The 25,988-nt window shown below is 60.5% G+C and carries 19 protein-coding genes; 13 read left to right on the top strand and 6 right to left on the bottom strand.

Annotated features, from left to right (window positions below; genetic code table 11):
* Positions 1–14 precede the first annotated feature (14 nt).
* The 9 genes from E0L37_RS07225 to E0L37_RS07185 all read left to right on the top strand — a co-directional run bounded on the left by E0L37_RS07225 (position 15) and on the right by E0L37_RS07185 (position 9,526).
* Positions 15–1,637: an ABC transporter substrate-binding protein gene (locus tag E0L37_RS07225; protein WP_133491092.1), complete on the top strand. Its 1,623-nt coding sequence runs from the start codon at positions 15–17 to the stop codon at positions 1,635–1,637.
* Positions 1,638–1,640: 3 nt separating this feature from the next.
* On the top strand, positions 1,641–2,672 hold the full coding sequence (locus tag E0L37_RS07220; protein WP_133491091.1) for an ABC transporter permease: 1,032 nt from the start codon (positions 1,641–1,643) through the stop codon (positions 2,670–2,672).
* A 4-nt stretch (positions 2,673–2,676) separates the two neighbouring features.
* On the top strand, positions 2,677–3,537 hold the full coding sequence (locus E0L37_RS07215; protein ID WP_133491090.1) for an ABC transporter permease: 861 nt from the start codon (positions 2,677–2,679) through the stop codon (positions 3,535–3,537).
* A 9-nt stretch (positions 3,538–3,546) separates the two neighbouring features.
* Positions 3,547–5,241: an ABC transporter ATP-binding protein gene (locus E0L37_RS07210; protein WP_133491089.1), complete on the top strand. Its 1,695-nt coding sequence runs from the start codon at positions 3,547–3,549 to the stop codon at positions 5,239–5,241.
* A 378-nt stretch (positions 5,242–5,619) separates the two neighbouring features.
* A complete protein-coding gene (locus E0L37_RS07205) occupies positions 5,620–6,117 on the top strand; it encodes a penicillin-binding protein activator LpoB (protein WP_205655588.1) in 498 nt (165 codons plus the stop codon).
* Between the two features lie 4 nt (positions 6,118–6,121).
* The gene (locus E0L37_RS07200; protein WP_101536274.1) at positions 6,122–7,330 is read left to right on the top strand and encodes a hypothetical protein; all 1,209 of its coding nucleotides are present in this window, start codon (positions 6,122–6,124) and stop codon (positions 7,328–7,330) included.
* Positions 7,327–7,785 (top strand): hypothetical protein, encoded by a 459-nt coding sequence (locus E0L37_RS07195; RefSeq protein WP_051015562.1) that lies wholly within the window; start codon positions 7,327–7,329, stop codon positions 7,783–7,785. The genes E0L37_RS07200 and E0L37_RS07195 overlap by 4 nt, the downstream gene beginning before the upstream one ends.
* 353 nt (positions 7,786–8,138) lie before the next feature.
* Positions 8,139–8,600, top strand: coding sequence for a hypothetical protein (locus E0L37_RS07190; RefSeq protein WP_133491087.1), 462 nt, complete (start codon positions 8,139–8,141; stop codon positions 8,598–8,600).
* Positions 8,601–8,644: 44 nt separating this feature from the next.
* Positions 8,645–9,526: a hypothetical protein gene (locus E0L37_RS07185; RefSeq protein ID WP_133491086.1), complete on the top strand. Its 882-nt coding sequence runs from the start codon at positions 8,645–8,647 to the stop codon at positions 9,524–9,526.
* Positions 9,527–9,664: 138 nt separating this feature from the next.
* Here the strand turns inward: E0L37_RS07185 and E0L37_RS07180 are convergent, their stop codons facing one another.
* The 3 genes from E0L37_RS07180 to E0L37_RS07170 all read right to left on the bottom strand — a co-directional run bounded on the left by E0L37_RS07180 (position 9,665) and on the right by E0L37_RS07170 (position 14,348).
* On the bottom strand, positions 9,665–11,179 hold the full coding sequence (locus tag E0L37_RS07180) for an aldehyde dehydrogenase family protein (protein ID WP_305015732.1): 1,515 nt from the start codon (positions 11,177–11,179) through the stop codon (positions 9,665–9,667).
* A gap of 73 nt (positions 11,180–11,252) precedes the next feature.
* Positions 11,253–13,349, bottom strand: a complete 2,097-nt coding sequence (locus E0L37_RS07175; protein ID WP_133491085.1) for a PQQ-dependent dehydrogenase, methanol/ethanol family — start codon at positions 13,347–13,349, stop codon at positions 11,253–11,255.
* 75 nt (positions 13,350–13,424) lie between these two features.
* Positions 13,425–14,348 (bottom strand): transporter, encoded by a 924-nt coding sequence (locus tag E0L37_RS07170; protein WP_097058881.1) that lies wholly within the window; start codon positions 14,346–14,348, stop codon positions 13,425–13,427.
* A 282-nt stretch (positions 14,349–14,630) separates the two neighbouring features.
* Here E0L37_RS07170 and E0L37_RS07165 point away from each other — a divergent pair, with 282 nt between their 5' ends.
* On the top strand, positions 14,631–16,517 hold the full coding sequence (locus E0L37_RS07165) for a sigma-54-dependent Fis family transcriptional regulator (protein WP_133491084.1): 1,887 nt from the start codon (positions 14,631–14,633) through the stop codon (positions 16,515–16,517).
* Positions 16,518–16,758: 241 nt separating this feature from the next.
* Here E0L37_RS07165 and E0L37_RS07160 read toward each other — a convergent pair whose 3' ends face one another.
* On the bottom strand, positions 16,759–17,601 hold the full coding sequence (locus E0L37_RS07160) for a metal-dependent hydrolase (RefSeq protein WP_133491083.1): 843 nt from the start codon (positions 17,599–17,601) through the stop codon (positions 16,759–16,761).
* Positions 17,602–17,689: 88 nt separating this feature from the next.
* Here E0L37_RS07160 and E0L37_RS07155 point away from each other — a divergent pair, with 88 nt between their 5' ends.
* A complete protein-coding gene (locus tag E0L37_RS07155) occupies positions 17,690–18,694 on the top strand; it encodes a hypothetical protein (protein WP_133491082.1) in 1,005 nt (334 codons plus the stop codon).
* Between the two features lie 276 nt (positions 18,695–18,970).
* Here the strand turns inward: E0L37_RS07155 and E0L37_RS07150 are convergent, their stop codons facing one another.
* Complete coding sequence (locus tag E0L37_RS07150) at positions 18,971–21,841, bottom strand: EAL domain-containing protein (RefSeq protein ID WP_240687438.1); 2,871 nt, start codon at positions 21,839–21,841, stop codon at positions 18,971–18,973.
* Positions 21,842–22,008: 167 nt separating this feature from the next.
* Here E0L37_RS07150 and uvrD point away from each other — a divergent pair, with 167 nt between their 5' ends.
* On the top strand, positions 22,009–24,171 hold the full coding sequence (gene uvrD / locus E0L37_RS07145; RefSeq protein ID WP_133491081.1) for a DNA helicase II: 2,163 nt from the start codon (positions 22,009–22,011) through the stop codon (positions 24,169–24,171).
* A 126-nt stretch (positions 24,172–24,297) separates the two neighbouring features.
* Positions 24,298–25,434: a TRAP transporter substrate-binding protein gene (locus E0L37_RS07140; protein ID WP_133491080.1), complete on the top strand. Its 1,137-nt coding sequence runs from the start codon at positions 24,298–24,300 to the stop codon at positions 25,432–25,434.
* Positions 25,435–25,592: 158 nt separating this feature from the next.
* Here E0L37_RS07140 and E0L37_RS07135 read toward each other — a convergent pair whose 3' ends face one another.
* A complete protein-coding gene (locus E0L37_RS07135; protein ID WP_014996682.1) occupies positions 25,593–25,985 on the bottom strand; it encodes an acyl-CoA thioesterase in 393 nt (130 codons plus the stop codon).
* Positions 25,986–25,988 lie beyond the last annotated feature (3 nt).

Below are 25,988 nucleotides of genomic sequence, written 5' to 3'. Positions count from 1 at the left end.
AGGGGGCAATGTTCATGTACCGTCGCGATTTTTTAAAGGGCATCTCCGCTTTGTCCGTGGGTGTGGGGGCTCTGACTTTCCTCAAGAGCATGCCGGCTATGGCGGCCCGGAATGACACCCTGGTGGTGGTCACCGGGACCACCATCAACAGTCTGGACATACACCGCAGCGGCACTAACCGGCCCAGCTATCAGGTAGCGGTAAACTGCTACGACCGTCTGCTGACCTTCGGCCACAAACAGTTGGAAGACGGTTCTCTCAGCTACGATTACGACAATCTGCAACCGGAGCTGGCTGAATCCTGGGAGGTCTCCGGGGATGGTCGCGTCCTGACGTTCAAGATTCGCGACAACGCTCGTTTCTGGGATGGCAAGCCGGTCACCGCCGAGGATGTGAAATGGTCCTTTGATCGCGCCGTGACGCTCGGTGGTTTCCCCACCGCTCAGATGGCCGCCGGCTCCCTGGAAGAACCGGAGCAGTTCGAGGCGGTGGACGACAAGACTTTCCGCATCCATTTGCCGCACTCGTCCAAATTGACGCTGCCGGACCTGACCACGCCAGTGGCCATCGTCATCAATTCCCAAGCGGCCAAGGCGCACGCCACCGAGCAGGATCCCTGGGCCACGGAATACCTGCATCGTACTCCCGCCGGCTCCGGTGCGTTCAAGGTGGAACGTTGGGATTCCGGGCAGCAGCTGGTCTACAGCCGCAATGACGACTGGGCTTGCGGGCCGGTGCCGAAGATCCAGCGCGTGATTATTCGGGAGATTCCCTCGCAGTCCACCCGCCGCGCCTTGATCGAACGGGGAGACGTGCATTTCTCACAGAATATCCCGGCCAAGGATGCGCGCGAACTGGAGGCGGGCGGTAAGGCAAAGGTGGTCAGCACGCCGATCGAGAACTGTCTGCATGTGCTCTGCACCAATCTCAATTTCGAGCCGTTCCAGGATAAAAAGGTACGTCAGGCCATCGCCTATGCGGTGCCTTACGAAGCGATTTTCAACAATGCCGCCTACGGGCGCGGCGTGCCGATGTGGGGTGGGGATAGCGCCAAACCGGAAAGCATCACCTGGCCACAACCTTTTCCCTACAGCCAGGATCTGGAGAAGGCCAGGGCATTGATGGCGGAATCCAGCCACGCTGACGGTTTCTCCGTGCCACTGTCGTTCGATCTCGGCCAGGCGGACTGGGCTGAACCCACCGCGCTGTTGATCCAGGAAGCGTTGGGCAAGATCGGCATCAAGGTGTCGCTGAACAAGGTGCCGGGCGCCAATTGGCGAACCGTGGCACTAGTGGAGAAGTCACTGCCACTGCATCTGGAAAACTTCGGAGGCTGGTTGAATACGCCGGACTATTACTTCTATTGGGCCTACGTGAAAGGAAACCTGTTCAATTCCTCCAACTACGATAACAAGGAGATCGCGGAACTGGTGGATGAAACCCTGTTCATGGCCCAGGACGATCCCAGCTATGCGCCGAAGATTCGACGCATGATCGAAATCGCCATCGACGATGTGCCGCGCATTCCGCTGTATCAACCCTCGCTGAACGTGGCCATGCAACAGAACACCGGCGGCTACGAGTACTGGTACCACCGTCAGCTGGATGTGCGGCCGCTGACTCTGAAACAGGACTGAATCATGGTGCGTGTTCCCAAGCGCTTGCGGCTGGTGGGTTATCGCCTGCTACAGGCGATTCCGGTGTTGATCGGCATTGTCGTGGTGTCGTTTCTTTTGACCCGGGCGCTGCCCGGAGACCCGGCGGTTTATTTCGCCGGGCCGGCGGCGTCGGCGGAGTCCATCGAACAGATCCGCGTCAGCATGGGGCTGGACCGGTCGCTGCCGGTTCAGTTCCTTGCCTACGTGGGAGATCTTTTGCGTGGGGAGCTGGGGCAGTCCATTTCCACTGGTCAGCCGGTGCTGACCGAGCTGACCAGGCGTCTGCCGGCGTCGTTGGAACTGACCGGGTTCGCGTTACTGTTCTCGATAGCCGTGGCGATGCCATTGGGGATTCTGGCCGCCACCCGTCCCAACTCCTGGATCGACCACCTGTGCCGATTCGTGGTGACCGCCGGGGTATCGCTGCCCACTTTCTTTACCGGGCTGGCTTTGGTGTACCTGTTCTATTTTCTGCTGGGCTGGTCACCGGCGCCGATGGGGCGGCTCGATATTCTCTATTTGTCGCCGCCTCACGTTACTGGCTTCTATGTGATCGATGCGCTGATCGATGCTGATTTCGAGACAGCGCGTGCGGCGCTGGCGCAACTGATTCTGCCGGCGGTGACCCTTGGGTTATTCACTCTGGCGCCGATTGCCCGCATGACCCGGGCTGCCATGTTGCAGGTGCTGGAAGGGGACTTCATTCGCACTGCCCGGGCGGCGGGCCTTTCCAGCAATAAAGTGCTTTACAGCTATGCTTTGCGCAATGCCATTCTGCCGGTGATCACTACTTTGGGCATGGTGTTTTCCTTTGCTCTTGGCGCCAATGTGCTGGTGGAAAAAGTGTTCGCCTGGCCGGGTATCGGTTCCTACGCGGTGGAAGCGCTGGTGGTATCAGACTACGCCGCGGTGCAAGGCTTCGTGTTGTCCATGGCGCTACTGTTCGTGATTCTCAATTTGTTGATCGATGTGACCTACACCCTGGTCGATCCCCGTCTGGGTATGGAGGACTGATCCGATGTCACTTTCCTCGGTGAAGAATTTCACCCGCCATGCCCGTTATGTGATGACGGAAAATCCGGTGACCGCGCTGGCGGCGCTGCTTTTTCTGTTTATTGTCATCGCCGCCGTGGCCGGGCCCGCGCTGGTGCCTTACGACCCGATGGCCACCAACGGCGGCCGCGCGCTGCAGCCGCCATCCTGGAATCACTGGTTCGGTACCGATCATCTCGGTCGTGACGTGTTTTCCCGGGTGGTGGTGGCGACCCGTCTGGATCTGATGATCTCTCTGGCCGCGGTGGCCCTGGCCTTTGTTATCGGCTCCGCCATGGGGGCGGTGGCGGGCTACTTTGGTGGTTGGGCGGACCGCATCACCGGCAGGCTGCTGGATACCATCATGGCGTTTCCGCTGTTCGTGCTCGCCATGGGCGTGGTGGCGGCGGCGGGCAATACCATCGAAAACATCGTCTATGCCACGGCCATCATCAACTTGCCGTTCTACGCACGCATGGCTCGGGCGGAAGTGAATATCCGCCGCAATGCCGGCTTCGTGCAGGCGGCGCGCCTGTCCGGCAATGGCGACTGGCGCATTCTGGCTCAGCATATTTTTCCCAACACTCTGCCGCCGATGATGGTGCAAATCTCGCTCAACATGGGTTGGGCCATTCTCAATGCCGCGGGTCTTTCGTTCATCGGTCTGGGCGTGCGCCCGCCAACACCGGAGTGGGGAATCATGGTGGCGGAAGGTGCCAACTTCATCGTGTCCGGTGAATGGTGGCTGGCTTTCTTCCCCGGGGTGGCACTGATGCTGGCGGTGTTCACGTTTAATCTGCTCGGTGACGGTCTGCGCGATCTGGTCGATCCGCAGCGGCGTACTTGAGGTGAGAATATGAGCATACCGTTATTGGATATAAAAGCGCTCACCGTGGAATTCGGTACCCGTCGCGGCGTGGTGGACGCGGTGCGGCAGGTTTCGGTCACCGTGGCCAAGGGAGAAACCGTCGGCATCGTCGGGGAATCCGGTTCGGGTAAGTCGGTAACCTCTTACGCGGTGATGCGCATCCTTGATCGTGCCGGTCGCATCGCCGGTGGCAGTATCGTGTTCGGTGGTATCAATGTGGGCAAGGCCGATGAGCGCACCATGCGGGATCTGCGTGGCCGTGAGATGTCGATGATCTTCCAGAATCCGCGGGCGGCGCTCAATCCGATCCGTTCGGTGGGCCGTCAAATTGAAGACGTTTTGATCGAACACAGTCTGGCCACCCGCGCCGATGCCAGGGAAAAAGCCATCGACGTGCTCAAGGCGGTACGTATCAACGATCCGGAAAGCCGCTATCACGCCTATCCGTTCGAACTGTCCGGGGGCATGTGTCAGCGGGTGGTGATCGCCGTCGCCCTGGCCTGCCGGCCGCGGTTGCTGATCGCCGATGAACCCACTACGGGTCTGGACGTGACCACGCAAAAGGCGGTGATGGATCTGATCCGTGAGCTCACCGCCGAGCGTAATATGTCGACCTTGCTGATTACCCACGACCTTGGTCTCGCCGCCGCTTACTGTGACCGCATCGTGGTGATGGAAAAAGGGCGCGTCGTCGAGGAAGCGGATACCGCCACCTTGTTCGCCAACCCCCGGCATCCCTATACCCGGCGGTTGTTGCAGGCGACACCAAGACTTGATTCAAAGGTGGCGGATCTGTTGCCGGAAGAGGATTCGCGCCGCCGTACACCGAGTACGCGCCCGCCTGGCGAAACGCTGCTGCAAATACAGGATCTGGTCAAGGTATTCCCCGGCAAGGACAAGGGCGATGAGTACCGGGCCGTGGACGGCCTGTCCTTCGAAGTACGCTCCGGTGAAAGCCTGGGGCTGGTGGGCGAAAGCGGCTGTGGCAAGTCCACCACGTCGTCGATGATCATGCGTTTGCTGGACCCCACATCCGGCCACATTCTGTTTAACGGTGAGGACATCGGCGCGGTGCCGGGAAAACGTTTTGCCGGCCATTCGGCCCGTGCCAGTCTGCAGATGGTGTTCCAGGACCCGACCGACAGTCTTAACCCCCGCTGGAGCGCGCGCCGCTCGATCAGTGATCCGCTGATGCGGCTTGCCAGTGTGGGCGGCTCCGCGTTGCGCGCCAAGGTGGAGGCAGTGGCGGAAATGGTGGGGCTGCCGGATCACCTGCTTGACCGCTTTCCCCATCAGCTCTCCGGCGGTCAGAAAGCGCGGGTGGGAATCGCCCGGGCGATTGCCCTGGAACCGAAGCTGCTGATTCTCGACGAGCCGACGGCGGCGCTGGACGTATCGGTGCAGGCAGTGGTGCTCAATCTGCTGGTGGAACTGCGCGAGCGTCTGGGTATGAGCTATCTGTTCATCAGCCACGATCTCAATGTGGTGCGGCTGTTGTGTGAGCGGGTGCTGGTAATGAAAGCGGGGCGGATTGTCGAGCAAGGGTCGGCTGAACACTTACTGGACCGTCCGGAACATCCCTATACCCGTGAGCTGCTTGCCGCTATTCCTCATCCGCCATCCTCCCCGCCCCGGGTTTCTTCGGAGAGCGAGGATTCGGTGATCGCGGCAAGGTGGCCATAGAAGCCCGCTCTGCTGTTAGAGCCTTACTCAACCCCCTTTCCGTGACCTGCGATATCCGTCCCACATACCCCATATGGGGTATGTGCGGCCGCTCTAAACTGTCTAGTCTTGCCCGGTAGCCGGAGGGAGCCCGCGGGGGTCCTTGGGGAGCCGGCTTTTCCAAAGCGTTCTGAAGTACGTCGCGCCGCGTTGCTTTATCCCCGCAGGCGATTGTCGGCCCGACCGTGTATACGGAGGCGGACAATAATGATCCGGAAGAGTTTGGTTGCCGCGGCGGTACTGGCTGGAATTCAAGGCTGTGCTCCAGTACAAGTGGATAATGTGGCCGGACAGGCCACCGTATATGAAGACCCAACCACATCCGGACGGGTACAGGGTGTGGGTATCGAATCACAGGACGTGGTGGCCATGACCGACCAGATGATGCGTGACATGCTCGCCAACCGCATTCTTGCGGCCCGCGACGTGCCGCCACGGATCATCATCGACAACGAGTATATGCGCAACGAAAGCTCGTCGATCATCAATACCAATCTTCTCACTGACCGCCTGCGCGTGGAACTGAACCGGGCCGCCAATGGCCGGTTGATCTTTGTCGGACGTCACTATGCCGACATGGTGGAGAAGGAACGGGCGCTGAAGCGGGATGGTGCCGTGGATGGAGGAACCATCCGCAAGACCCAGGCCACCGCGGGTGCGGATTACCGCCTTGGCGGGCGGGTCGCCTCCCTGGACGCAATGGATCGCAATACCCAGACCCGCTCCCGTTACCATCAGGTTACCTTCGAAATGGTGGACCTGGAGCTGGGCACCATCGTTTGGAGTGGCTCTTACGAAATGCGCAAAGCGGCTCAGGACAATGTGCTCTATCGCTAAACTGATGGCCGCCGGTGTGGCCGTTATGGCTCTCGCGGGCTGCGCCACCGGCCCCACTCAGTATCAGCCGCGAACACTTTCAGTGGCTCAGCAGGAAGTGGTGGACCAAAAGCCTCCATCATTGCGACCGCTGTACCGCGCACTATTTGAAGAAGGCCGCCGCAATGAGGTTCTCAATTTGATGGAAATCGGCGCGGCGGCATTTCATTTGCAGGAATATGATCTGGCCCGCGCCGCGTTCGACCAGGCCATTGTCAACATCGAAAGCGTATACGCGGACAACGATGCCGCACACCGGGCGCGCAGCCTTTGGTACGAGGAAGGAGAAAAGGAATTCAAGGGCGAGCCCTACGAGCGGAGCATGGTGTTCTACTACCGGGGTTTGCTATTCCTGCGTGAGGGTGATTACGGCAATGCGAGGGCGGCTTTCATGAGTGGCCTATTGCAGGATGCCTTCGCCGAGGAAGAGCAGCACGCCACGGACTTTGCGTCCTTGATCTTCCTGGCGGGCTGGGCGGCACGCCTGGATGGTAACGGCAGTTTGGCCAAACAGCACTTTGCCGAGTATCGGCGGCTCCGCCCGAATGGCCCCTTGCCGGATGACGACGACAACACCCTTGTCATTGCCGAAACCGGCAGTGCCCCGCGCAAGTTAGCTGACGGTGTTGGACACTATCAATTGGTCTACCGCCGTGGCCGTGAGATACAGACACAGGGTGCTCGCCTTGAAACGGCCGCTGTATCACAGTCGCTTTTCCCGATCGAGGATGTTTTTTTTCAGGCATCAACTCGGGGAGGGCGGACCGTGGACCGCATTATCGAAGGTAAGGTTCAGTTCAAGAAAAGTGCTGAGGCCACGGGTGATGCTCTGACCTCGGTCAGCGACAGCAGCGTGCTGGCCGGGCTCAGCACCAGTGCCGGCGGTGCGGTGGCGGCTGGCTTTCACACCATCACCGCCATCGGCGTGGCGGCGCAAGGATTGTCCGCTCGTTCGCGTACTCGGGCGGACACACGCTATTGGCGTCGGCTTCCCGATCAAATTCATCTGACCACCGTGCGAAGTGATCCTGTCAGCAACGGGTCGCGGATGGTGTTCCTGGATGCCGATGGTGCGCTGATGGTGGATAGAGTCGCCACCATAGCCGTCCATTACGACGGCAAAGGCAATGGCTTTGCCTTCGTCCGATCTACACCAGAAGGGGTCTCACCATGATGCGAACCAGATTGATGAATGCGGTTTGGGCGATGGGCTTGCTGTCTTTAATGGGCGGCTGTCAAAGCCCGGGGATGAGTAAAAAGGAGCTGAGCCAGCGCCTTGAAGAGCCCGGTTTCAATACCGTCGTCTTCGCCGATTACGACCTGAACCGGAACTTCAGCGAAGGGCTGTTCGGCCCGGATAAAGTGTTGCGCCTTTCCAGCGCGGGGCATGGCATTGGACACACGGATACAGGAACCTCTGAAGTCTGGCTGGAGCTGCGCAATCACACCGATCACAACTATGTAGTGGAGGCGAGAACCCGGTTTTTTTCCCAACAAGGCATACCGGTGGATGCCAAACCCGTATGGCAACGTTTGCCGGTACCAGCTAATTCCAGCGCGGTGTACCGGGAAAAATCCGTGGGCACGGAACGGCTGCAATATCGTATTGAAGTGAGGCAGGCACGATGAGCTGCGTTCAGGCTACGGTCTTGATGTTGGCGTTGGCGGGTATTGGCGCCGCGCTAGCACAGGATCATTCCGCCGCGCCGATGATGGCCCCGGCCAGATCCCCGCTGACGGAGCAGGGGTGGAGTGACTTAAGTACGCGGTCGGGTCGCATCAGTGATGCCGACTCTATTGTTGATCAATTCCGCGAGCGGTTCCCCGATCGCCCTCGTATCGCTGTGCTTTGGCACCAGGCGCTGTCCGACCGCGTCAGCGACTGGTATGGCTACCATCGGACCACCTTGGCCATGAGCGGAAAGTCTTCACAAAGCGACGGAAGAAAAAGGACGCAACAACAGGGAAATGTTGCCGCGGGTGTGCAATCGGAAACCCGCGGCGTGCCGGGTGAACGGCAAAAGGAAACCTCTTTCGCCTTACGGGATGGCCTGATCGGAACGTTCCAGTCGGCGGGGGCAAGCATGGTGGATGAGGGACTGGCGCGGCGTCTATCCGATAATGCCTTGGAGGATGGCACCTTCTCGCGCTTGTCTCCGGACCAGTTGCGCCTGCAGATGCGCGCACTGGCGGAATACGCCGACTATGTCCTGGAGTTAACCGCCGGCGATGGCAGTGATCCGGGGTATCGGGTGAGGGTCCTGTCCACGGAAAACGCCACGGTAGTGACAACGTTTTCAACCACGGCGGAACCTCCAGAGAGCGATAAGGAATCGCATTGGGTGGCGACGTCCAGTGGCTACCAGAAACGTGATATGCCGGTATCACTGAGCCAGATAGGCCGAGAGTTGGCGTTGCTGACCATGGAAAGAATGCGGCCTTGAAAAACGATTACGACAACATTTCCTGAAAGGGCGTTACCATGAGAATGAAAGCCATCCTGCACGTATTGGGGTTCGTGCTTCTGGTTCAATTGACGGGCTGTGCATCATCACTGTCGCCAGCCGGCTCTGGTGCCATTGGCGCGGGGCTGGTGAAGCACAGAGGCTACCCGATGGTGGTTCGGATCAACCCTGGTTCGGTTGCGGAACAAAGTGGACAAATCCTGCTGGGGGATCTGATTCTGGCGGCGGCACCCACACCGGAATCTCAATGGGTCATATTGAAAGGCTACGGTCTTAACCAGGCAATCCATGTGATTCGTGGCCAACCCTATACTCGGGTAAAACTGAAACTGATGAACAATCAGGACTCACAAGAGCGCGAAGTGGTCCTGATACGAGGGCCGGAAGGCCGTGCTTCCGAGTTGACCTATCTTGAAGGGCAAAAGGGGTTGGATACACAAGGTGAGACGGCGGCCCCGGTTAATATCGCCGACCTGGTGATTTCGGATAACTCCGGGCCGTACCTCAGCCCTTATACCTCCGACGGTGTCACTGCAGAATGGGTGAATAAGGCGATCAACACCAAAATGGGGGAGGCCACGGGGTCCGCTGTTGGCGCCGCTGCCGGGGCTTACGCAGGGCGAAAGCTGATGGAGAATGTACCTGGGGGCGGTTTTTTTGGCAGCTTTCTGGGCGGCATGGCAGGGTCGAAAAGCGGTAAGGCGGTTGGCCGTGACGCGGCGATCAAGGCATCCGGGGGGTGGGAGTACATCCGTGCCACATCGGATCAGTCGTTCCACTCGGTCGGTGACATGGCGCGGTGGCTGGTGAATACACATGGCGGTAGTGCCAACTTCAAGGACGTGATTGACGCCGCTTCGCATGTCTATCCGGATCTGCAACCCGCGTTGGCAAGACAGCGATAATTGTTCTTAACTTGCATTCCGGTTGGGAGTGTGCCGGCTCGAATGCACCAGCTCTCTCTTTAAAAAAACCGCCGACGCACGTCGCATCACGTCGGCGGAAAGGCACCAGACCATCAATCCGTTGGAGCCGGCGGTTATCTAAACCGCCATGAAAACAGATTTGGTTTCCAGGTACGCATCCAGGGACTGCCGGCCCATGTCACGACCGAAGCCGGACAGCTTATAGCCACCGAACGGTACCGCGACGTCCAGCATGTTGTGGCAGTTGACCCACACCGTTCCCGCTTTGATTTTCGGTACCAGACGATGCACTCGCGACAGATCGTTGGACCAGATACTGGCGCCAAGCCCGTAGGGGGTATCGTTGGCGCGGCGGGCCACATCGTCCAGATCCTCATACGGTAGCGCCACCACCACCGGACCAAAAATCTCCTCCCGCACGATACGCAGATCGTCATCGGTACTGGCGAATACCGTGGGCTCGACAAAGTAACCGCTGCGACTGGCGCGCGCGCCGCCGGTCACCAGTTCCGCGCCCTGTTCACGACCCAGGTCGATATAACCGCACACCCGGTCCAGTTGTTCACGGGAGACCAGAGGTCCGAGATGGGTTTGCGGATCCAGCCCTGGCCCCATGGGCAGCGCCTTGGCCAGGTCCGCGAGTTCCGCCACCACGTTGTCGTACAGCTTTTTGTGTACGTAAAGGCGTGACCCGGCACAGCACACCTGACCGTGGTTGAAGAAAATCGCCTGGGCGGCGCCCTGGGCGGCCAGGGTCGGATCACAGTCGTCGAGTACGATCATCGGTGATTTACCACCAAGCTCCAGGGTGACCCGGGTCATGTTGTCCATGGCGGCGCGGCCGATCAGCTTGCCCACTTCGGTGGAACCAGTGAAACTCACCTTGCTGACCCCGGGATGAGCCACCAACGGAGCGCCGGCATCCGGACCGTCTCCGGTGATGATGTTCACCACACCATCGGGGAAACCGGCCTCCTGCAGTAGCGTGCCGAGATAAAGTGCGGTGAGCGGCGTCTGCTCGGCGGGTTTGAGAACCACGGTACAACCGGCCGCCAATGCCGGCGCTAACTTCCAGGTGGCGACCAGCAGCGGGAAATTCCAGGGTACCACCGCCGCCACCACGCCGACCGGTTCACGGCGGGTATAGGCGAAAAATTCGCTTTCCGGTGGAGCGAACGGTACCGAAACGTCCAGCGACGCGCCTTCGATCTTGGTGGCCCAGCCGGCCATGTAGCGGAAAAATTCAATACACAGAGTGATGTCCACTGCTTGCGCGATTTGCGCGGACTTGCCGTTGTCGATGGACTCGATCTCGGCCAGCACCTTGGCGTCGCGTTCGATCAAATCCGCCAGTTTGAGCATCAGGTTCTGGCGTTCGGAGGGGCGCATTCTTCCCCACGGGCCGTTTTCAAGGGCTTGCCCGGCGGCGCGTACCGCGCGATCCACATCGGTTTGCCCGGCGGCCGGAACGGTGCCGAGTACGGTTTCATCCGCCGGGTTGATCACCTCCAGACGTTGCCCTTCGACGGCTTCCACCCACTGGTCACCGATCAGCATGCGATGGTGGGTGGCTTCCAGAAAGGTCCGGGTGCGACTCTCAATGGTGTGACCGAATTCCGTCATCATATTCATGGCAAAAGCTCCCCGTGGCCCGGATAAACCGGGCCGTGTTGCTGTGTGAGTGATTGAAAAAAGTGGTATCGAGTTATTTCTTGGGTCTTATCGCGTCGGCGGTTCCTTGAATGAACGCCTTGATCTTCTCCACGTCTTCCGCGCTGAGTTTGCCGGTGAAGTCCGGCATTCCCCGCGACACAAAGGGGCCGTTGAAGACGAACTTGTCGAGATTTTCAATAAAGCTCTTGTCCACATAACCCAGATTGGGAATGTTGCCACCCTTGTCGACACCGGGGACGCCATGGCAGAACACGCAGTTGCTGACGTAAAGGTAAGTGCCTTCTTCCACCAGGGCCGGGTCGTACTTGACGCCGGTAAGAAGATTGCCGAGCTGGTGTTTCGTGAACTCCGGCATCTCCGCTTTGCCATTCAATTTGAAGGTATAAACGGTACCCGGTGTCGTCGTCTCCGAAGCGCGCTGAGTCTGGCCGAATACCCCGCCCCAGCCAGCGGCGATGGTGATGTACTGCTCGCCGTCCACCTGGTAGCTGATTGGCGCGGCAATTACGCCGGTACCCATGGGGGACTGCCACAGTACATCGCCGCTGCCGGCGTCGAACGCCATCAGCCTGGCGTCAGCGGTGCCCTGGAACACCAGGTTTCCGGCGGTGGACAGCGTACCGCCGTTCCAGGGCGCCACATGTTCATAACGCCAGCGCTCCTGCTGCTTGACCGGGTCCCAGGCCAGCAGCCGGCCGAACGGTTTGCTGGAAGGTGTCTCGGCATTGATCAACATGCCGGTATTCCAGCCGATGCCGCTCATTGGTTGTCCCGGTTTGTTGCTGCCGTGCTCCTTCCAGTTTTTATCTTCCATCAGATTCAGCGGGATATTCTGCGCCGGAAAATAAGCCAGTCCGGTTTTCGGGCTGTAGGACATGGAATGCCAATTGTGTCCGCCGAAGGGGCCGGGGATAGCGTCAAAGGGTTTGTCCTCGGAGCGGGCTTCGGCGATCTCGATTGGCCGACCGTTCTTGTCATAGCCGGTGGCCCAGTTCACATCGACAAAGTTTTGCGCCGATATGAATTTGCCGTTGGTGCGATCCACGACAAAGAAGAAGCCGTTCTTCGGCGCATGCATGATCACCTTGCGCAGCTTGCCGTCAATTTTAATGTCGGCCAGGATAAGATCCTGGGTTGAGGTGTAGTCCCAGTTGTCCCCTGGTGTTTCCTGGTAGTGCCAGACGTAGTCACCGGTTTCCGGATTGATCGCCACGATGGAGGCCAGGTAAAGGTTGTCGCCGCCGGCGGGGCTGCGTTTGCGATGTACCCAGGGGTTTCCGTTACCGGTACCGATGTACATCAGGTTCAATTCCGGGTCGAACACCATGGAATTCCATACCGTGCCGCCACCGCCGGACTCCCAATACTTACCCTTGGGGTCCCAGGTCTTCGCCGCCTTGGCCATGGCTTCGTTTTCATACGGCTTGGCCGGGTCACCGGGCACGGTGAACCAACGCCATTTCTGCTTGCCGGTCTCGGCGTCGTAGGCGGTGATGTAACCGCGCACACCGAATTCCGCGCCGCCGTTGCCGATGATCACATTACCGCGAAAAACGCGGGGTGCCCCGGTAACGGTATAGGGCCGGGAGCGGTCGATGATGGTGTCCGTTTCCCAGAGTTTTTTGCCGCTGTTGGCGTCAAGCGCCACCAGTCGCCCATCCAGGGAACCGACGAAAACCTTGCCCTTGTAAACGGCGACACCACGGTTCACCACATCACAGCAGGCCTCGTAGGCTTTCTCCCGGGGAACCTTCGGGTCATAACTCCACAGGCGTTTGCCGGTCTTTGCGTCAAGGGCGTGCACCACGCTCCAGGAGGCGGTTACGTACATGGTGCCATCCACCACGATCGGCGTGGCTTCAATGCCGCGCGTGGAGTTCAGATCGTAGGACCAGGCCAGGCCGAGCTCATCCACGTTCTTGCTGGTGATCTGCGTAAGTGGGCTGAAGCGGGTACCGCCGTAATCAAAACCATGGCTGGGCCAGTCCTTGCCACTGTCGCGGTTGGCGACTATGGAGGCCTCGTCCGGTCCGGCCTGGTCAGCCAGAACCGGCGTCGTGGCAAACAGGGACGACAGTAGTAACAGGGAGGGTATGGACGCCCTTCGGGATGCAAGCATCAAATTCATTTTCAGGTGCTCCTTTTCGTTTTTATCACGCTGCCTGTGAACGCACCGGTGCCGGAGCACCGGTGACGCTACTGATCAGAATGCCTTGAGAATTCTCAGGTTGAAACGATTGTTTTCCTTGAAACCATTTTCAACGGAAAGATCGCGCCCATAATTCGCCAGTAGCTGCACGGAAGGCGTGACGAACCAGCCACTGCCGATGGTCATCTTGGTGGTTCTGGAACGATCATCCTGGTCGGTACCGTTGATTTCGGTTTCCCCGCCGAAGGTGTGGGAAAGCCCGGCACGTAAATCCAGATTTTCACGTAGCTGATAGCGCAGGAAGGTCTGGACCTGGAACAGGGGGTCTTGCTTCAGTGTGTCCTTGTTGGCTCCAAAATCATCATTTTTTCCGTGCACGGTGACATCGGCGGCGATGTCGAGGAACACCTTCTCGGTGAGGCCGGTGATATAGCCCGCCTGCAGAGCGAACTTCCATCGGTTCTCGCCAAGGTTAAGCGCGTCGTCGTGGTCATAGGTGCCAGTAGGCACATAAACAAAAGGCGTAATACCAAAGTAGGTATTGGTTTCAGGTTTGTTCACCAACCAGACCGTGGCGGCGAGAATCAAATCGCCGAGACCATCGGCATCGCCCAGTGACTTGGTGTCGTCCTTCCCTTCCAGGTGGCCGAAGGGAAGCAGGAACTGAGGATCAACGATGTAATCGCCAATTTTCGTGAAATGAACGCCGCGTAAAATGCCAACATGGGACTCGAGTCCGGCATCAATGGGTACCCGGTCGCCGTCACTGTAGAGGCGGTCGCGATCGGCGTACTGGTAATAGACCATGGCCAGATTGGTGCCCGCGGGCAAGGCGGTATAGTCGCCGGCGTCCACGTCCACGGCGTGGCTCTGGCCCGCCGCTACCGAGAGCGCGCCGACCAGCAGTGACAGGGCGGTCTTTTTCTTCGGTATGATGGGTTTTCGGGAAGCCGCTTTTACGTTCTTGTCGTCGTTCATGAAATCGGTTCCTTGTTTCTGTTATTCGATAGAAAGCGTCGCAAAAAATAGAAGTCCTCGAAGGCGGACTGTCACCCTCGCGAACAGCCACCTCGTTGTTGTATTGCAGAGGGCGTGCCATACTTGTTTTTTTGGGAAAAATTAAAAAATACTGTGGATTGTCAGGTGTTTGAGAGACCCTGAAGCAGACCCTGAGTTCGTTGCCGGATAGATGGGTGTATCGTTTTGAAACAGTGGTGAGTACCGGCTGTATAACAACAAAACAGGATTCCGGAGAGCGCTATGCAGATTAACCCGTTCGACTTCGATCACCGTGTTAAAAAAGCCAGGCGACTGTTCGAGGAAGGCCGGGATGTGCCCCCCCAGCTACTGGACGATTCGGTGGTGCGCTCCTGGCTGCGCTCACGTCATCATGGATTGTGTCCCGATGATCGGGTCATCTTTAACGTCGTGTCCCGTACCGACGTGCGCCGCATTGGCGAGCATCATCATCTGTTATTGGATGACGTGGCGCCGGAAATGGAACTGTTGTTTCATTCATTGGGCCGCGCTAACTGGATCCTGGCCTGTATCGAGGCGGGGGGCGTGGTGATTCATGCCCTGGGTAACGAAAACCCGGCCTGTCGCGACCTCGCTCCGGCGCTGCGCGTTGGTGTCAATCTGAATGAATCCGTGGCCGGCACCAATGGTCCGGGGTGCGCACTGGCGGAAGGGCGCCCCTCGGTGGTCTGTGGCAGTGAACATTTTCTCGATGAGGCCCGTGTGTTCGCCTGCGCGGCTGTGCCGCTTCGCGACCCTTACGGTGAGCTGGTGGCGGTGCTGGACGCCTCCCGGCGTCATGGTGGTCATCGTATTGGCATTCTGGAGCCGGTGGCGTTGGCCGTGCGGGCAATTGAGAACCGCATGATGCGGCGTATTGGCGGCGAGTTGCGGCTGGCGGTCCATTATCGTCCGGAACTGACCGATTCGCCGATGCGCGGGCTGCTGCACTTTAACGGTGACGGCTGTCTGCTGGGCGCCAACCCGGTGGCCCGCCAGATGCTTGATCTCCCCATGGGGGAAGGTGGCGGCCGGCTGTGTTTCGAGACGCTATTCGAGGGGAGTATGGAGCGCGTCTGGACCGCCGGGAATACGCCGGTGGCTCTGTCCTGTCATGGCGGCTTGCAATTGTTTTGCCGGTTGGAGGGGCGGCCATCGCCGCGCTTTAGCGGCTTTTCTCCGTCGGGTCCGACGCCGGTGGGACAGCCTGACCCGCAAGCGCCTTTCCACGATGATCCCGGGGTTAACGGCTTGTTGCGCCAGGCCCAGCGGGCTTTCCACCATGATCTGCCGGTTCTGTTGCGCGGCGAGACCGGCACCGGCAAAGAGGTGATGGCGCGGTGGCTGCATCGTTCCGGGCCCCGTGCCGAGGGGCCCTTTGTGGCGGTGAACTGCTCGTCGATTCCGGCGGGTTTGATTGAATCCGAGCTGTTTGGTTACGAGGGCGGCGCTTTCACCGGTGCACGCAAGGGGGGCATGCCGGGTAAGTTCGAACAGGCCGACGGTGGCACGCTGTTCCTGGATGAAATTGGTGATATGCCACTGGAGTTGCAGGCGCGTCTTTTGCGGGTATTGCAGGAACGGGAGGTCACCCGGTTGGGGGCTACCCGTGGCACCGCGGTGCAATGTTCATTGATTTGCGCCACCCACCGGGACCTGGAACAAAGGGTGGCGGAAGGGCTGTTCCGTGAAGACCTGTTGTATCGCATTAACGGGTTGCAAATGCCGCTGCCGCCGCTGCGTCAGCGCCAGGATTTCGATGACCTGGTGCGGCACCTGCTGGCCGGGGAAGCACGGGGGGAAGAGCCGCCGGTGTTGTCCGAGGCAGCTTGGCGAGCGCTGCGGGGGCATTGCTGGCCGGGCAATATCCGTGAACTGCAACAGGCGCTGAGATTGGCGGTGGCGTTGTCGGAGGACGGTATTGTAACGGTGGAGCATTTGCCGGCTTCGCTTCGATCGCTGGCCGCGTCCTCATCGACGCGGCCTTCGGGGACCTTGCAACAGGCGGAATGTGAAACGGTGCGAGTGGCGCTGGCGCGACACAAAGGCAATGTTTCCGCCGCCGCGAAGGACCTCGGCATCGCCCGGGCGACGCTATATCGGAAAATGCGGCAGTTCGGCCTGGATTGAGCGAGGACGGATGTAAATCCAGCCTGTTGCTGATACAGAGGTTGATAGGAACGGGGCCTCCCGATATGAATTCGCTGGCAAGCCAGCTTCCCACAGAAAGGCCACGAAACCGCTGTGGGAAGCTGGCTTGCCAGCGAATCGGTCCAAAGGGTTGCCGCCATGGACGGCGGCGATAAAAAAAGCCGGCGGGGGAGGCCGGCGCAAGGCAGGGCCGCCGGTGGGTGGCCAAAAGGGGATGGGATCAGGCGGCGTCGGTGAGGACGTCACCGAGCAGTTCCTCGAACTGCTCCAGGTACCGGCGGTTGTCGTGGTCCCACGGATGGAACCCCGGTTTGAACCAGTCCAGCCAGGCCTTGGCGGTGTAGCGGAAGATGCCTTTCTTGCCCAGACTGTGACGCAGCACCGAGCGCCAGCCCTTGGCGTCGAACAGACCACCGGTAACGCGTACGTTATGCACGTAGAACGGCAGGAACAGGGCAAAGAACACGGTGGTGGAGATCACCAGGGAGGAGGTCCGCAGCGCGTAGGCGGACAAACGGTCGTCGGTACCCACCGCCAGCTGGTAGACGTCAAAGGCCACCGCTTTGTGTTCAGTCTCTTCCAGGGCGTGCCAATTCCAAATGGCCTTGTAGCCGTCGTCCGCACCCTCCATGATTTCCGGCAGGCTGAGCAGCCCGTCGGCGAGAATCGCGGTAAGGTGTTCCAGGGCCACGGTGCTGGCCAACTGGAAGGACTGAGGCGCGCGCTTCTGGATTTGCTTGAGCAGCGTTTCGACCAGCCGCTCCTGGGCTTTCAGAGGAACGCCGGCGCTGGCGACATGGTCGTTGTACTCATCATGTTCACGGCCGTGCATGGCTTCCTGGCCGATAAAGGCGGCCACCGCTTTTTTCAGCTCGGGATCCTGAACCAGCTCCCGGTAATGACGAACGCTGTCTATGAAAAAGCGTTCGCCGACCGGAAAAAACAGGCTCATGGTATTAAGAAACTGGCTGACATTGAGGCCGTCACGATGCCAAGTGAGGGCCTTCGCCGGATCCAGCTTGAAACGCAGGTTGCGGCGCGTCGGCAGAATTGAGATGGCCATAATCACGTACCTCTAATGAATGTTACATCACTCGATGATACAGTTGGCCCGGCCATCAGCAAGGCACTTCTAACAGCAGGGTTATGTCGTGACGGACAATAGACAAATCAAGGCAAATTGTTTACTTGATGCGCTGGTGGCGCACTTCCAGCGTACGTTGGCGCCGGAACAGCTGAATGTCTGGCTGGAGCAGGAGCTTGATTACCTGCTGGCCGAAGCCGGCCGGCTGCGTCTGGGAGAGGTCGTGACTCCGGAGCAGGTGATCACCACCGCGCACAAGTACGCGGCCACCATGGAACTGGGTGGCGGGGTGCCGGAACTGGTCGGCGAAATGATGGAGCGCCTGTACCAGAGTGGTACCGACAGTGATCGGTTGATCGGGGAACTGGTGGACGAGGACACCATCACCGCCACCGTGGACAAGCTGCTGGAAGTGCCGCTGTCCCGTCAGGGAATCACCTGGCTCAGCCACAACCCGGTGTTGCTGGCGCTATTGGCCGGCGGCACCCAGCTGGGTGTCAAAACCTGGCTGCATCAGGGGATACCCGAGGCAGTGCGGGGGCTGCTGGGACGCCGTGTGCCGGAGCGTTGGCGCGCCACCGCGGAGCTGCGCCTGCAGGACTGGTTGATGCGGCGGATGGAAGCGTTACTCAGTGATCCCTGGCTCTACAGCGACGAAAACCTGGCCTCGCTACGGGAATTGATTCTGGATGGCTGGCGCGAACTGTCCGAACGCCCGGTGGCGGAACTGCGGGACCTGCTGGGCAGCGAGGACATTCAGGAGCTGTTCGTGATCGGCTATGACTTCTGGCGGCAGTTCCGGCACAGCGACTATTTCACCACCCTGCTGAGCGAGGGCGTGCACACCTTCTTTGACAAATACCGTGACAGTTCCCTGCTGGAATTGCTCGAGGAAGTGGGAATCGACCGTGAAACCATGCTGGACGATGCCCGCCGCTTCGCCCCGGGCGTGGTGCGGGTGTTGCGCGATAACGGCATGCTGGAGGCCTGGCTGCGCCGTCATCTGACGCCGTTCTTCGAAGCACCGGAAACCCTGGCGATATTGGGCGACGAGCCGCCGGCCATTGATTGAAACGAAGCGCGGCCTGGGGACCACTGGGGTCCACCATGGTCGAACAGCCCGCTTACACGCAACACGCCAACACGCTAAAACGGAGCGCCGCCCGGCCGCTTCCCACAGCGACCCTGTAGCGCTTCTGTGGGATGCGTGTTGACACTCGAATCGGAACCGGCCGAATTCATCTCCCCGAACCAGCAGACGCGTCGGGGGGCAGCGTGCCAGCGTGTTGCGTGCAGGCGTGTCAGCGACCAGTGGGCCGGCGACCGCGAAATTCGGGTTTAATCCGGATCACGACATCCGTCGTGGCGAAAGGTTGTGCTGGTCGCGCAGCATCTCCCGGATCTTGTTCTCTTCCACCGGCCGGCTGATCAGGAAACCCTGAATGCCGTCACACCCCATGGCACGCAGAATTTCCAGATGCTGCGTGGTCTCCACCCCTTCCGCCACCACACTCATGTTGAGGCTGTGCGCCATTTCAATAATGGCGCGGGTGATGGCGGCGTCGTCCGCGTTCTGGGTCAGATCGGTGATGAAGGAACGGTCGATCTTCAAGGTGTCCACCGGAAAGCGCTTGAGGTAACTGAGCGAGGAATAACCGGTGCCGAAATCATCCAGCGACAGGCCGATGCCCCGTGAGCGCAGCCGTTCCAGCAAGGCGATATTCTGCTCCAGATCCTCCATGATCAGGCTTTCGGTCAATTCCAGTTCCAGCAGATGGGCGGGCAGGCCGGTGAGTTCGAGGATGCGGTCGATGACGTCGGCCAGATTGCCCTTGCGGAATTGGTGGGCGGACAGGTTCACCGATACCCGGATATCCCCCAGCCCCTGCTTGTGCCACTGGCGCGCCTGGCGGCAGGAGCGTTCCAGCACCAGTTCGCCGATGGCGGAGATCAGGCCGGACTCCTCCGCCAGCGGGATGAACTCCGACGGTGGCAGCAACCCCATGCTCGGGTGTTGCCAGCGCACCAGAGCTTCCACCGAGGACACCGCGTTGCTGGCCAGGTCCATTTTCGGCTGGTAGTGGACCACGAACTCGTTTTTGAAGATGGCCTTGCGCAGGCTGGTTTCCAGCGCCAGTTGCTCCACCGACGCCACCTGCATGCCGCTGCGGTAGAACTGGTAGTTGTTGCCGCCGCTGCGTTTGGCCTGATGCACCGCCATGTCGGCCTGGTTGATCATTGGCTGGGCGTCCATGGCGGTGGACGGGAACAGGCTGATGCCGATGCTGGCGCCCAGCAGCAGCTCGTGGCCGTCGATCAGGAACGGCTTCTTCATAGCGTTGATGATCTTCTGGCACAGAGCGCCGATTTGTGGCTCTCCGCCGCAGTTATCCAGCACCAGGGCGAACTCGTCGCCGCCGACCCGGGCCAGACTCTCCTCTCCGGGGCCGCATTGCGAGATGCGGTCGGCGGCCAGTTTCAGCAGGCGATCGCCGATTTCGTGGCCGAGCGATTCGTTGATCGGCTTGAAGCGGTCCAGGTCGATCATCAGCAGTGCCACCCGGGAGCGGTTGAGACGCCCCAGGGTGAGTGCCTTGTGCAACCGCTCGCGGAACAGAGTGCGATTGGGCAGGCCGGTCAGGCGGTCGTAGTTGGAGAGGAAGCGGACCCGTTCCTCCGCCTCCTTGCGCGAGGTGAGATCGGAAATCATGCCCACGTAGCGGATCACCCGCTGACGTTCATCGAGCACGCTGCTGATCTGCACCCATTCGGGAAAGATCTCGCCGTTGCGCCGGCGCCCGGTGATCTCGCCTTCCCAGAAGCCGTTGCGGCGCAGCCCCAGGCGGATGGTGTGGTAGAGATTGCGGTGGCGGCGGGCATGCTCGCTGTCGGCGATGCTCTTGCCGTTCATCTCTTCCTCGCGATAGCCGGTGATCTGCTCGAAACGGGCGTTGGCGGCGAGGAAGCGGAACTGCCGGTCAAGGATGAAGATGCCTTCCGGCGCATTCTCGAAGACGGTGGCGGCCAGACGTTGCTGTTCCTGGGCTTCGCGCTGAGAGGTGATATCGCGGCGGGTACCGATCATGCGGATGGCCCGGCCATTATCGTCCCACTCCACCACACGGCCGTCGTCTTCCAGCCAGCACCAGTGCCCTTGCTTGTGACGTAGCCGGTAAATGGCGTGATAGCGATCGGTCTCGCCCTTGAAGTGGGCGACCATGCCGCGGCGGATGGTGGGAAAGTCGTCCGGGTGAACCAGCTGCTTGAGATCACCGAAGAAGTTGCCGAAGTATTCGTTCTCGTAGCCAAGCAGCCGGTCGAAATTGGTGTGGTAGTTGGAACCGGTGTTCAGGTTCCAGTCCCACAGGCCGATATTGCTGGCCTCCAGCGCCAGCTCCAGGCGCTCGCCGGTGGCGGTGAGCTCCCGATTCGCCACTTCCAACGCCCGGGTGCGCTCGCTGACCATGGATTCGAGCCGGTCGTTGGCCTCCTGCAGGCGTCGTCGCGCCTCCTTCCGCTCGCAAATCTCCTCGGCCAGCTTTTCGTTCAGCGCCTCGGCATTGGCACGGGCCCGGTCCAGGTAGTCGATCAGGGCTGTGTTGCTGATCTGCAGGTCCAGGGCACGGTGAGAGGTGCTGTTGATGTAACGGGCGGTGAGAAACAGAAAGCCGGCGATGGCAAGTAAAGTGGTGGCCAGGGCGGGATTGTCCGGTTGTGTCAGCAGCAATTGGGTAAAGGCGGGGGTCAGCAGCAGCGCCTGATAGCTCACCACGGTGAACAGATGGCTGCTGTAGGCGGCCAGCGCCACGATACCCAGACCAATGCCCAGGCAACCCAGGGTCAGCTGTGCATAGAACAGGGACTCGTCCGGGGTGGTGGACTGGAGGTTCAGCAGCAGGCCGCCAAGCCCCAGCAGCAGACCGGAGATCAGGACGAACAGCGAGATGTAACGGCGCAACTGGCGGTGGTCGGTATCCTCGTCCAGGTCCCAGGATTGCAGCCACAGGATGCGCGCCGCTATGAAGGTCAGCGTCAGCGCCGCCCATCCCAGCAGCAATAGCAGGGACACCGGCGTGGCCCAGTAGGCCGCCAGGGTGACCAGCACGGTGGCCGCTTCCAGCATGCTCATGCCACGCAAGCCGGCACTCAAGTGGCGGCACTGGGCACGCATCACCGCATGGCGGGAATGATCCATATGTTGCTGAGTTAACGTAGACACGGACTCGGGTTCCAGGCTCGTGGACGGCCTTTTTGTTTTGCAGTTTACCCACGCCAGTGCGGGAAAGGAAACCACGTAGGGAGCACCGCGCGTGCGATTGATCACGGATGCGTCGATTGCCGCAAAGCCAGCGCCGGCTTTCGCTGGTTCTGATAAACTCCAGGCCCATGGATGACGTAACCACACTTCTTGAAGGCCTCAACCCGGCCCAACGCGACGCGGTCGCCGCGGAAGACCGCCATTTGCTGGTGCTGGCCGGCGCCGGCTCCGGTAAAACCCGGGTGCTGGTGCACCGCATTGCCTGGCAGATCGCCACTGAACAGGCTTCGCCGTTCGGTATTCTCGCGGTCACCTTCACCAATAAGGCGGCGGCGGAAATGCGCGGCCGCATCGAACAGCTGCTGGCCATGCCCGCCGGCGGGATGTGGGTGGGCACCTTCCACGGCATCGCTCACCGTCTGTTGCGCTCGCACTGGCAGGAAGCGCGCCTGCCGCAGAGCTTCGAGATCATCGACGCCGACGATCAGCAGCGGCTGGTGAAGCGGGTGATCCGTGAATTGGGACTGGACGAGCAGCGCTGGCCGGCGCGCCAGGCCACCTGGTTCATCAACGGCCAGAAGGATGAGGGGCTGCGCGCGGCGCACATGGATGTCAGCGGCGGCGATCTGTTCGCCGTGACCATGCAGAAGATCTACCTGGCCTATGAGGAAGCTTGTGAGCGTGCCGGTCTGGTGGACTTCAATGAAATGCTGCTGCGGGTGCTGGAGCTGTTTCGCGACAATGATGACCTGCGCGGCCACTATCAGCGCCGCTTCCGCCATATCCTGGTGGATGAATTCCAGGACACCAACGCCATCCAGTACGCCTGGTTGCGGCTGCTGGCGGATGACCATAACGCGGTCACCATCGTCGGCGACGACGACCAGTCCATCTACGGTTGGCGTGGCGCCAAAATCGAGAACATTCATCGCTTCAGTCGTGACTTCCCGGACACCAGGGTGATCCGCCTGGAGCAGAACTACCGCTCCACCAGCACGATCCTGGAAGCGGCCAACGCGGTGATCGACAACAACCCGGACCGGCTCGGCAAGCAGTTATGGACCGAGGGAGGCAAGGGGGACCCGATTCGCCTCTATGCCGGGTTCAACGAGGTGGACGAAGCCCGTTTTGTCGCCGGCAAAGTGGAAAGCCTGGTGCAGCAGGGTACCAATCGCAATGACATGGCGGTGCTGTACCGTTCCAATGCGCAGTCCCGGGTGTTGGAGGAGGCGTTTCTGCAGGCCGGCATCCCTTATCGTATTTACGGCGGCCAGCGCTTCTTCGAGCGGGCGGAAATCCGTAACGCGCTGGCTTATCTGCGACTGCTTAACAACCGGCAGGCGGATGCCGCCTTCGAGCGGGTGGTGAACACGCCGACCCGGGGCATTGGCAACAAGACCCTGGAAGCGGTGCGCGAGCAGGCCCGCATGCGCGGTATTCCGCTCTGGGACGCGGCGGTGGCCACCGTCAATGAGCGCCTGCTCAGCCCTCGGGCCAGCAACGCCCTGCTGGCGTTCCTGCAATTGGTGGATCAAATGGCGGCCGACACCGAGGCGCTGGATCTGGCGGAAACCACCGAGCATGTGATCGCCGCCAGTGGCCTGCTGGATTTTCATGGTCAGGAGAAAGGCGACAAGGGGCAGCAGCGGGTGGAAAACCTGCAAGAACTGGTGTCCGCCACGCGCCAGTTCGGTGAGGGTGACGAGGAATCCGATCTGGATCCGCTCACCGCCTTCCTCGATCACGCCGCCCTGGAAGCCGGTGACGGTCAGGCGGAGGCATTCGAGGACGCGGTACAGATGATGACACTGCACTCCGCCAAGGGCCTGGAGTTCCCGGTGGTGTTCATCACCGGCCTGGAAGAAGGGTTGTTTCCCCATCAGATGTCCTCGGAGGAGCCCGGCCGGCTGGCCGAGGAGCGGCGGCTCTGTTACGTGGGTCTGACCCGGGCCATGCGCGAGCTGTATCTGACCTACGCCGAGAGCCGGCGCCTGTTCGGCAACGAGACCCTCAACCCGCCCAGTCGTTTTCTGCGCGAGATTCCCGGTGAGTTGGTGGAGGAAGTGCGGGTGCGGGCGGCGATGAGCCGGCCGGTGGGCCGCCGCGGCACGGTGCGCCAGGAGGAGGCCAACGGAATCGGCCTGGGCGCGCGGGTGGTGCATCCCAAATTCGGAGAGGGTACGGTATTGCACTTCGAGGGGCAGGGGCCCAATGCCCGTCTGCAAATCAACTTCGATGGCGTGGGGACCAAATGGCTGGTCAGCCAGTATGCCCGCCTGGATGTGCTGTAGATGGACTTGCTGTAGCGTGCGGTAGACAGAAGTCCCATAGACAGCGGTACCGTAAACAGAAATAAGATTCGTGCCCGATCATGGCGGGCACATACTTACAACAACCCGAAGGGGAGAGACTTACCAATGGACCGTCGCAAATTTGTTTCCGCCCTGGGCCTGGGGCTGGGTGCCGCCGCCTTGGCGGGCTGTGGCCAGGAAGAAAAACCGGCCGTGGCCGAACAGAACGCCACCGCTGGTGGTGAAAAGAAAGCCGAAGCCTTGAAATGGGATCTGGTCACCACCTGGCCGAAGAATTACCCCGGCCTTGGTACCGGAGCCAACCGCTTCGCGGAACGCGTCAATGCCATGTCCGGCGGCCGTCTGACGGTCAAGGTACACGGTGCCGGTGAGTTGGTGCCCGCCACCGAGGTGTTTGACGCGGTCCGTTCCGGCAGTGCCCAGATGGGGCACTCCACGCCTTATTACTGGAAGGGCAAGCATCCGGCCACACCCTTTTTTACCACCATTCCCTTTGGTTTGACCGCCTGGGAAATGAACGGCTGGCTCAATTTCGGTGGTGGTCAGGCGCTGTGGGAAGAACTGTACGAGCCGTTCAACCTGCAGCCGCTGGCGTGCGGTAACAGCGGCACGCAAATGGCTGGCTGGTTCAACAAGGAAATCAATTCCGTCGATGACCTCAAGGGGTTGAAGATCCGCATGCCCGGCCTGGCCGGCGAGGTGATCAAGCGCCTGGGTGCGATCCCGGTGCAGATGCCCGGCGGCGAGGTGTTCACCTCCCTGCAGACCGGTGCCCTGGATGCCGCCGACTGGGTTGGTCCCTATAACGACCTGGCCTTCGGTCTCTACAAGGTGGTCAAGTACTACTACTACCCCGGTTGGCAGGAGCCGGGTTCGGCATTGGAGCTGATCATCAACAAGGACGCCTGGAACAGCCTGCCGGAGGACTTGCAGAACATCGTCCGTTCCGCCGCCGAGGCCGAGAACCAGCATATCCTGGACGAGTTCACCGCCCGCAACGCCGATGCGCTCAAGCAACTGGTCAATGAGCACGGGGTGCAGCTGCGCCGCTTGCCGGATGATGTCCTGATGGCGCTGAAGGACACCAGCGATCAGGTGATTGAAGAGGTGATCGCCGGGAATGAGCTGTCACGGCGTATCTATGAGTCCATCGTCGCTTTCCGCGATGCCTCCATGCCCTATCAGGAAATCGCCGAGCAGGCCCTGCTCAACAGCCGTACCCTGGTGTTGAAGGACGCCTGACAGGCTGCTCCTACAATTGGAACTATGAAGCCGCTGTGGGAAGCTTGCTTGCAAGCGAATGGCCAACGGCCCGGAGGGCATTCGCGGCCGAGGCCGCTTCCCACGGCGGCTTCGTAGTTATCTCCCAATTCATGTCCCCAAGGCCCGCGCCCCCTTTCCTAGCGAGGCACGGCCCGGGTACGACCGCTGTCGTCGATGGCGACAAAGGTGAAGTGCCCTTCGGTAACCTTGGCCAACTCCCCGGTATCTTCCCGAATCCACACTTCCACCTGGATCTGCATCGAACTGCGGCCGATATCGAGCAGTTGGGTGTAGCAGCTCACCACGGCGCCTACTGGCACCGGGCGCAGGAACGCCATGGAATCCACCGCCACGGTGGCAATGCGCCCCTTGGCGGTGGCGCGGGCGGTTACCGAACCGGCCAGGTCCATCTGGGACACCAGCCAGCCACCGAAAATATCGCCGTTCCAGTTGGCGTTTTGCGGCATGGCAATGGTTTGCAGGGCCAGGGTGCCCTTGGGTTGGGGGATGTCGTCGCTGGGATCGGTCATCTT

Source organism: Alcanivorax sp. 24, assembly GCF_004360225.1.
Classification (GTDB): Bacteria; Pseudomonadota; Gammaproteobacteria; order Pseudomonadales; family Alcanivoracaceae; genus Alloalcanivorax; species Alloalcanivorax xiamenensis.
The sequence above is the reverse complement of the archived record's forward strand: the minus strand, read 5'-3'. Positions and strand labels throughout refer to the sequence as shown.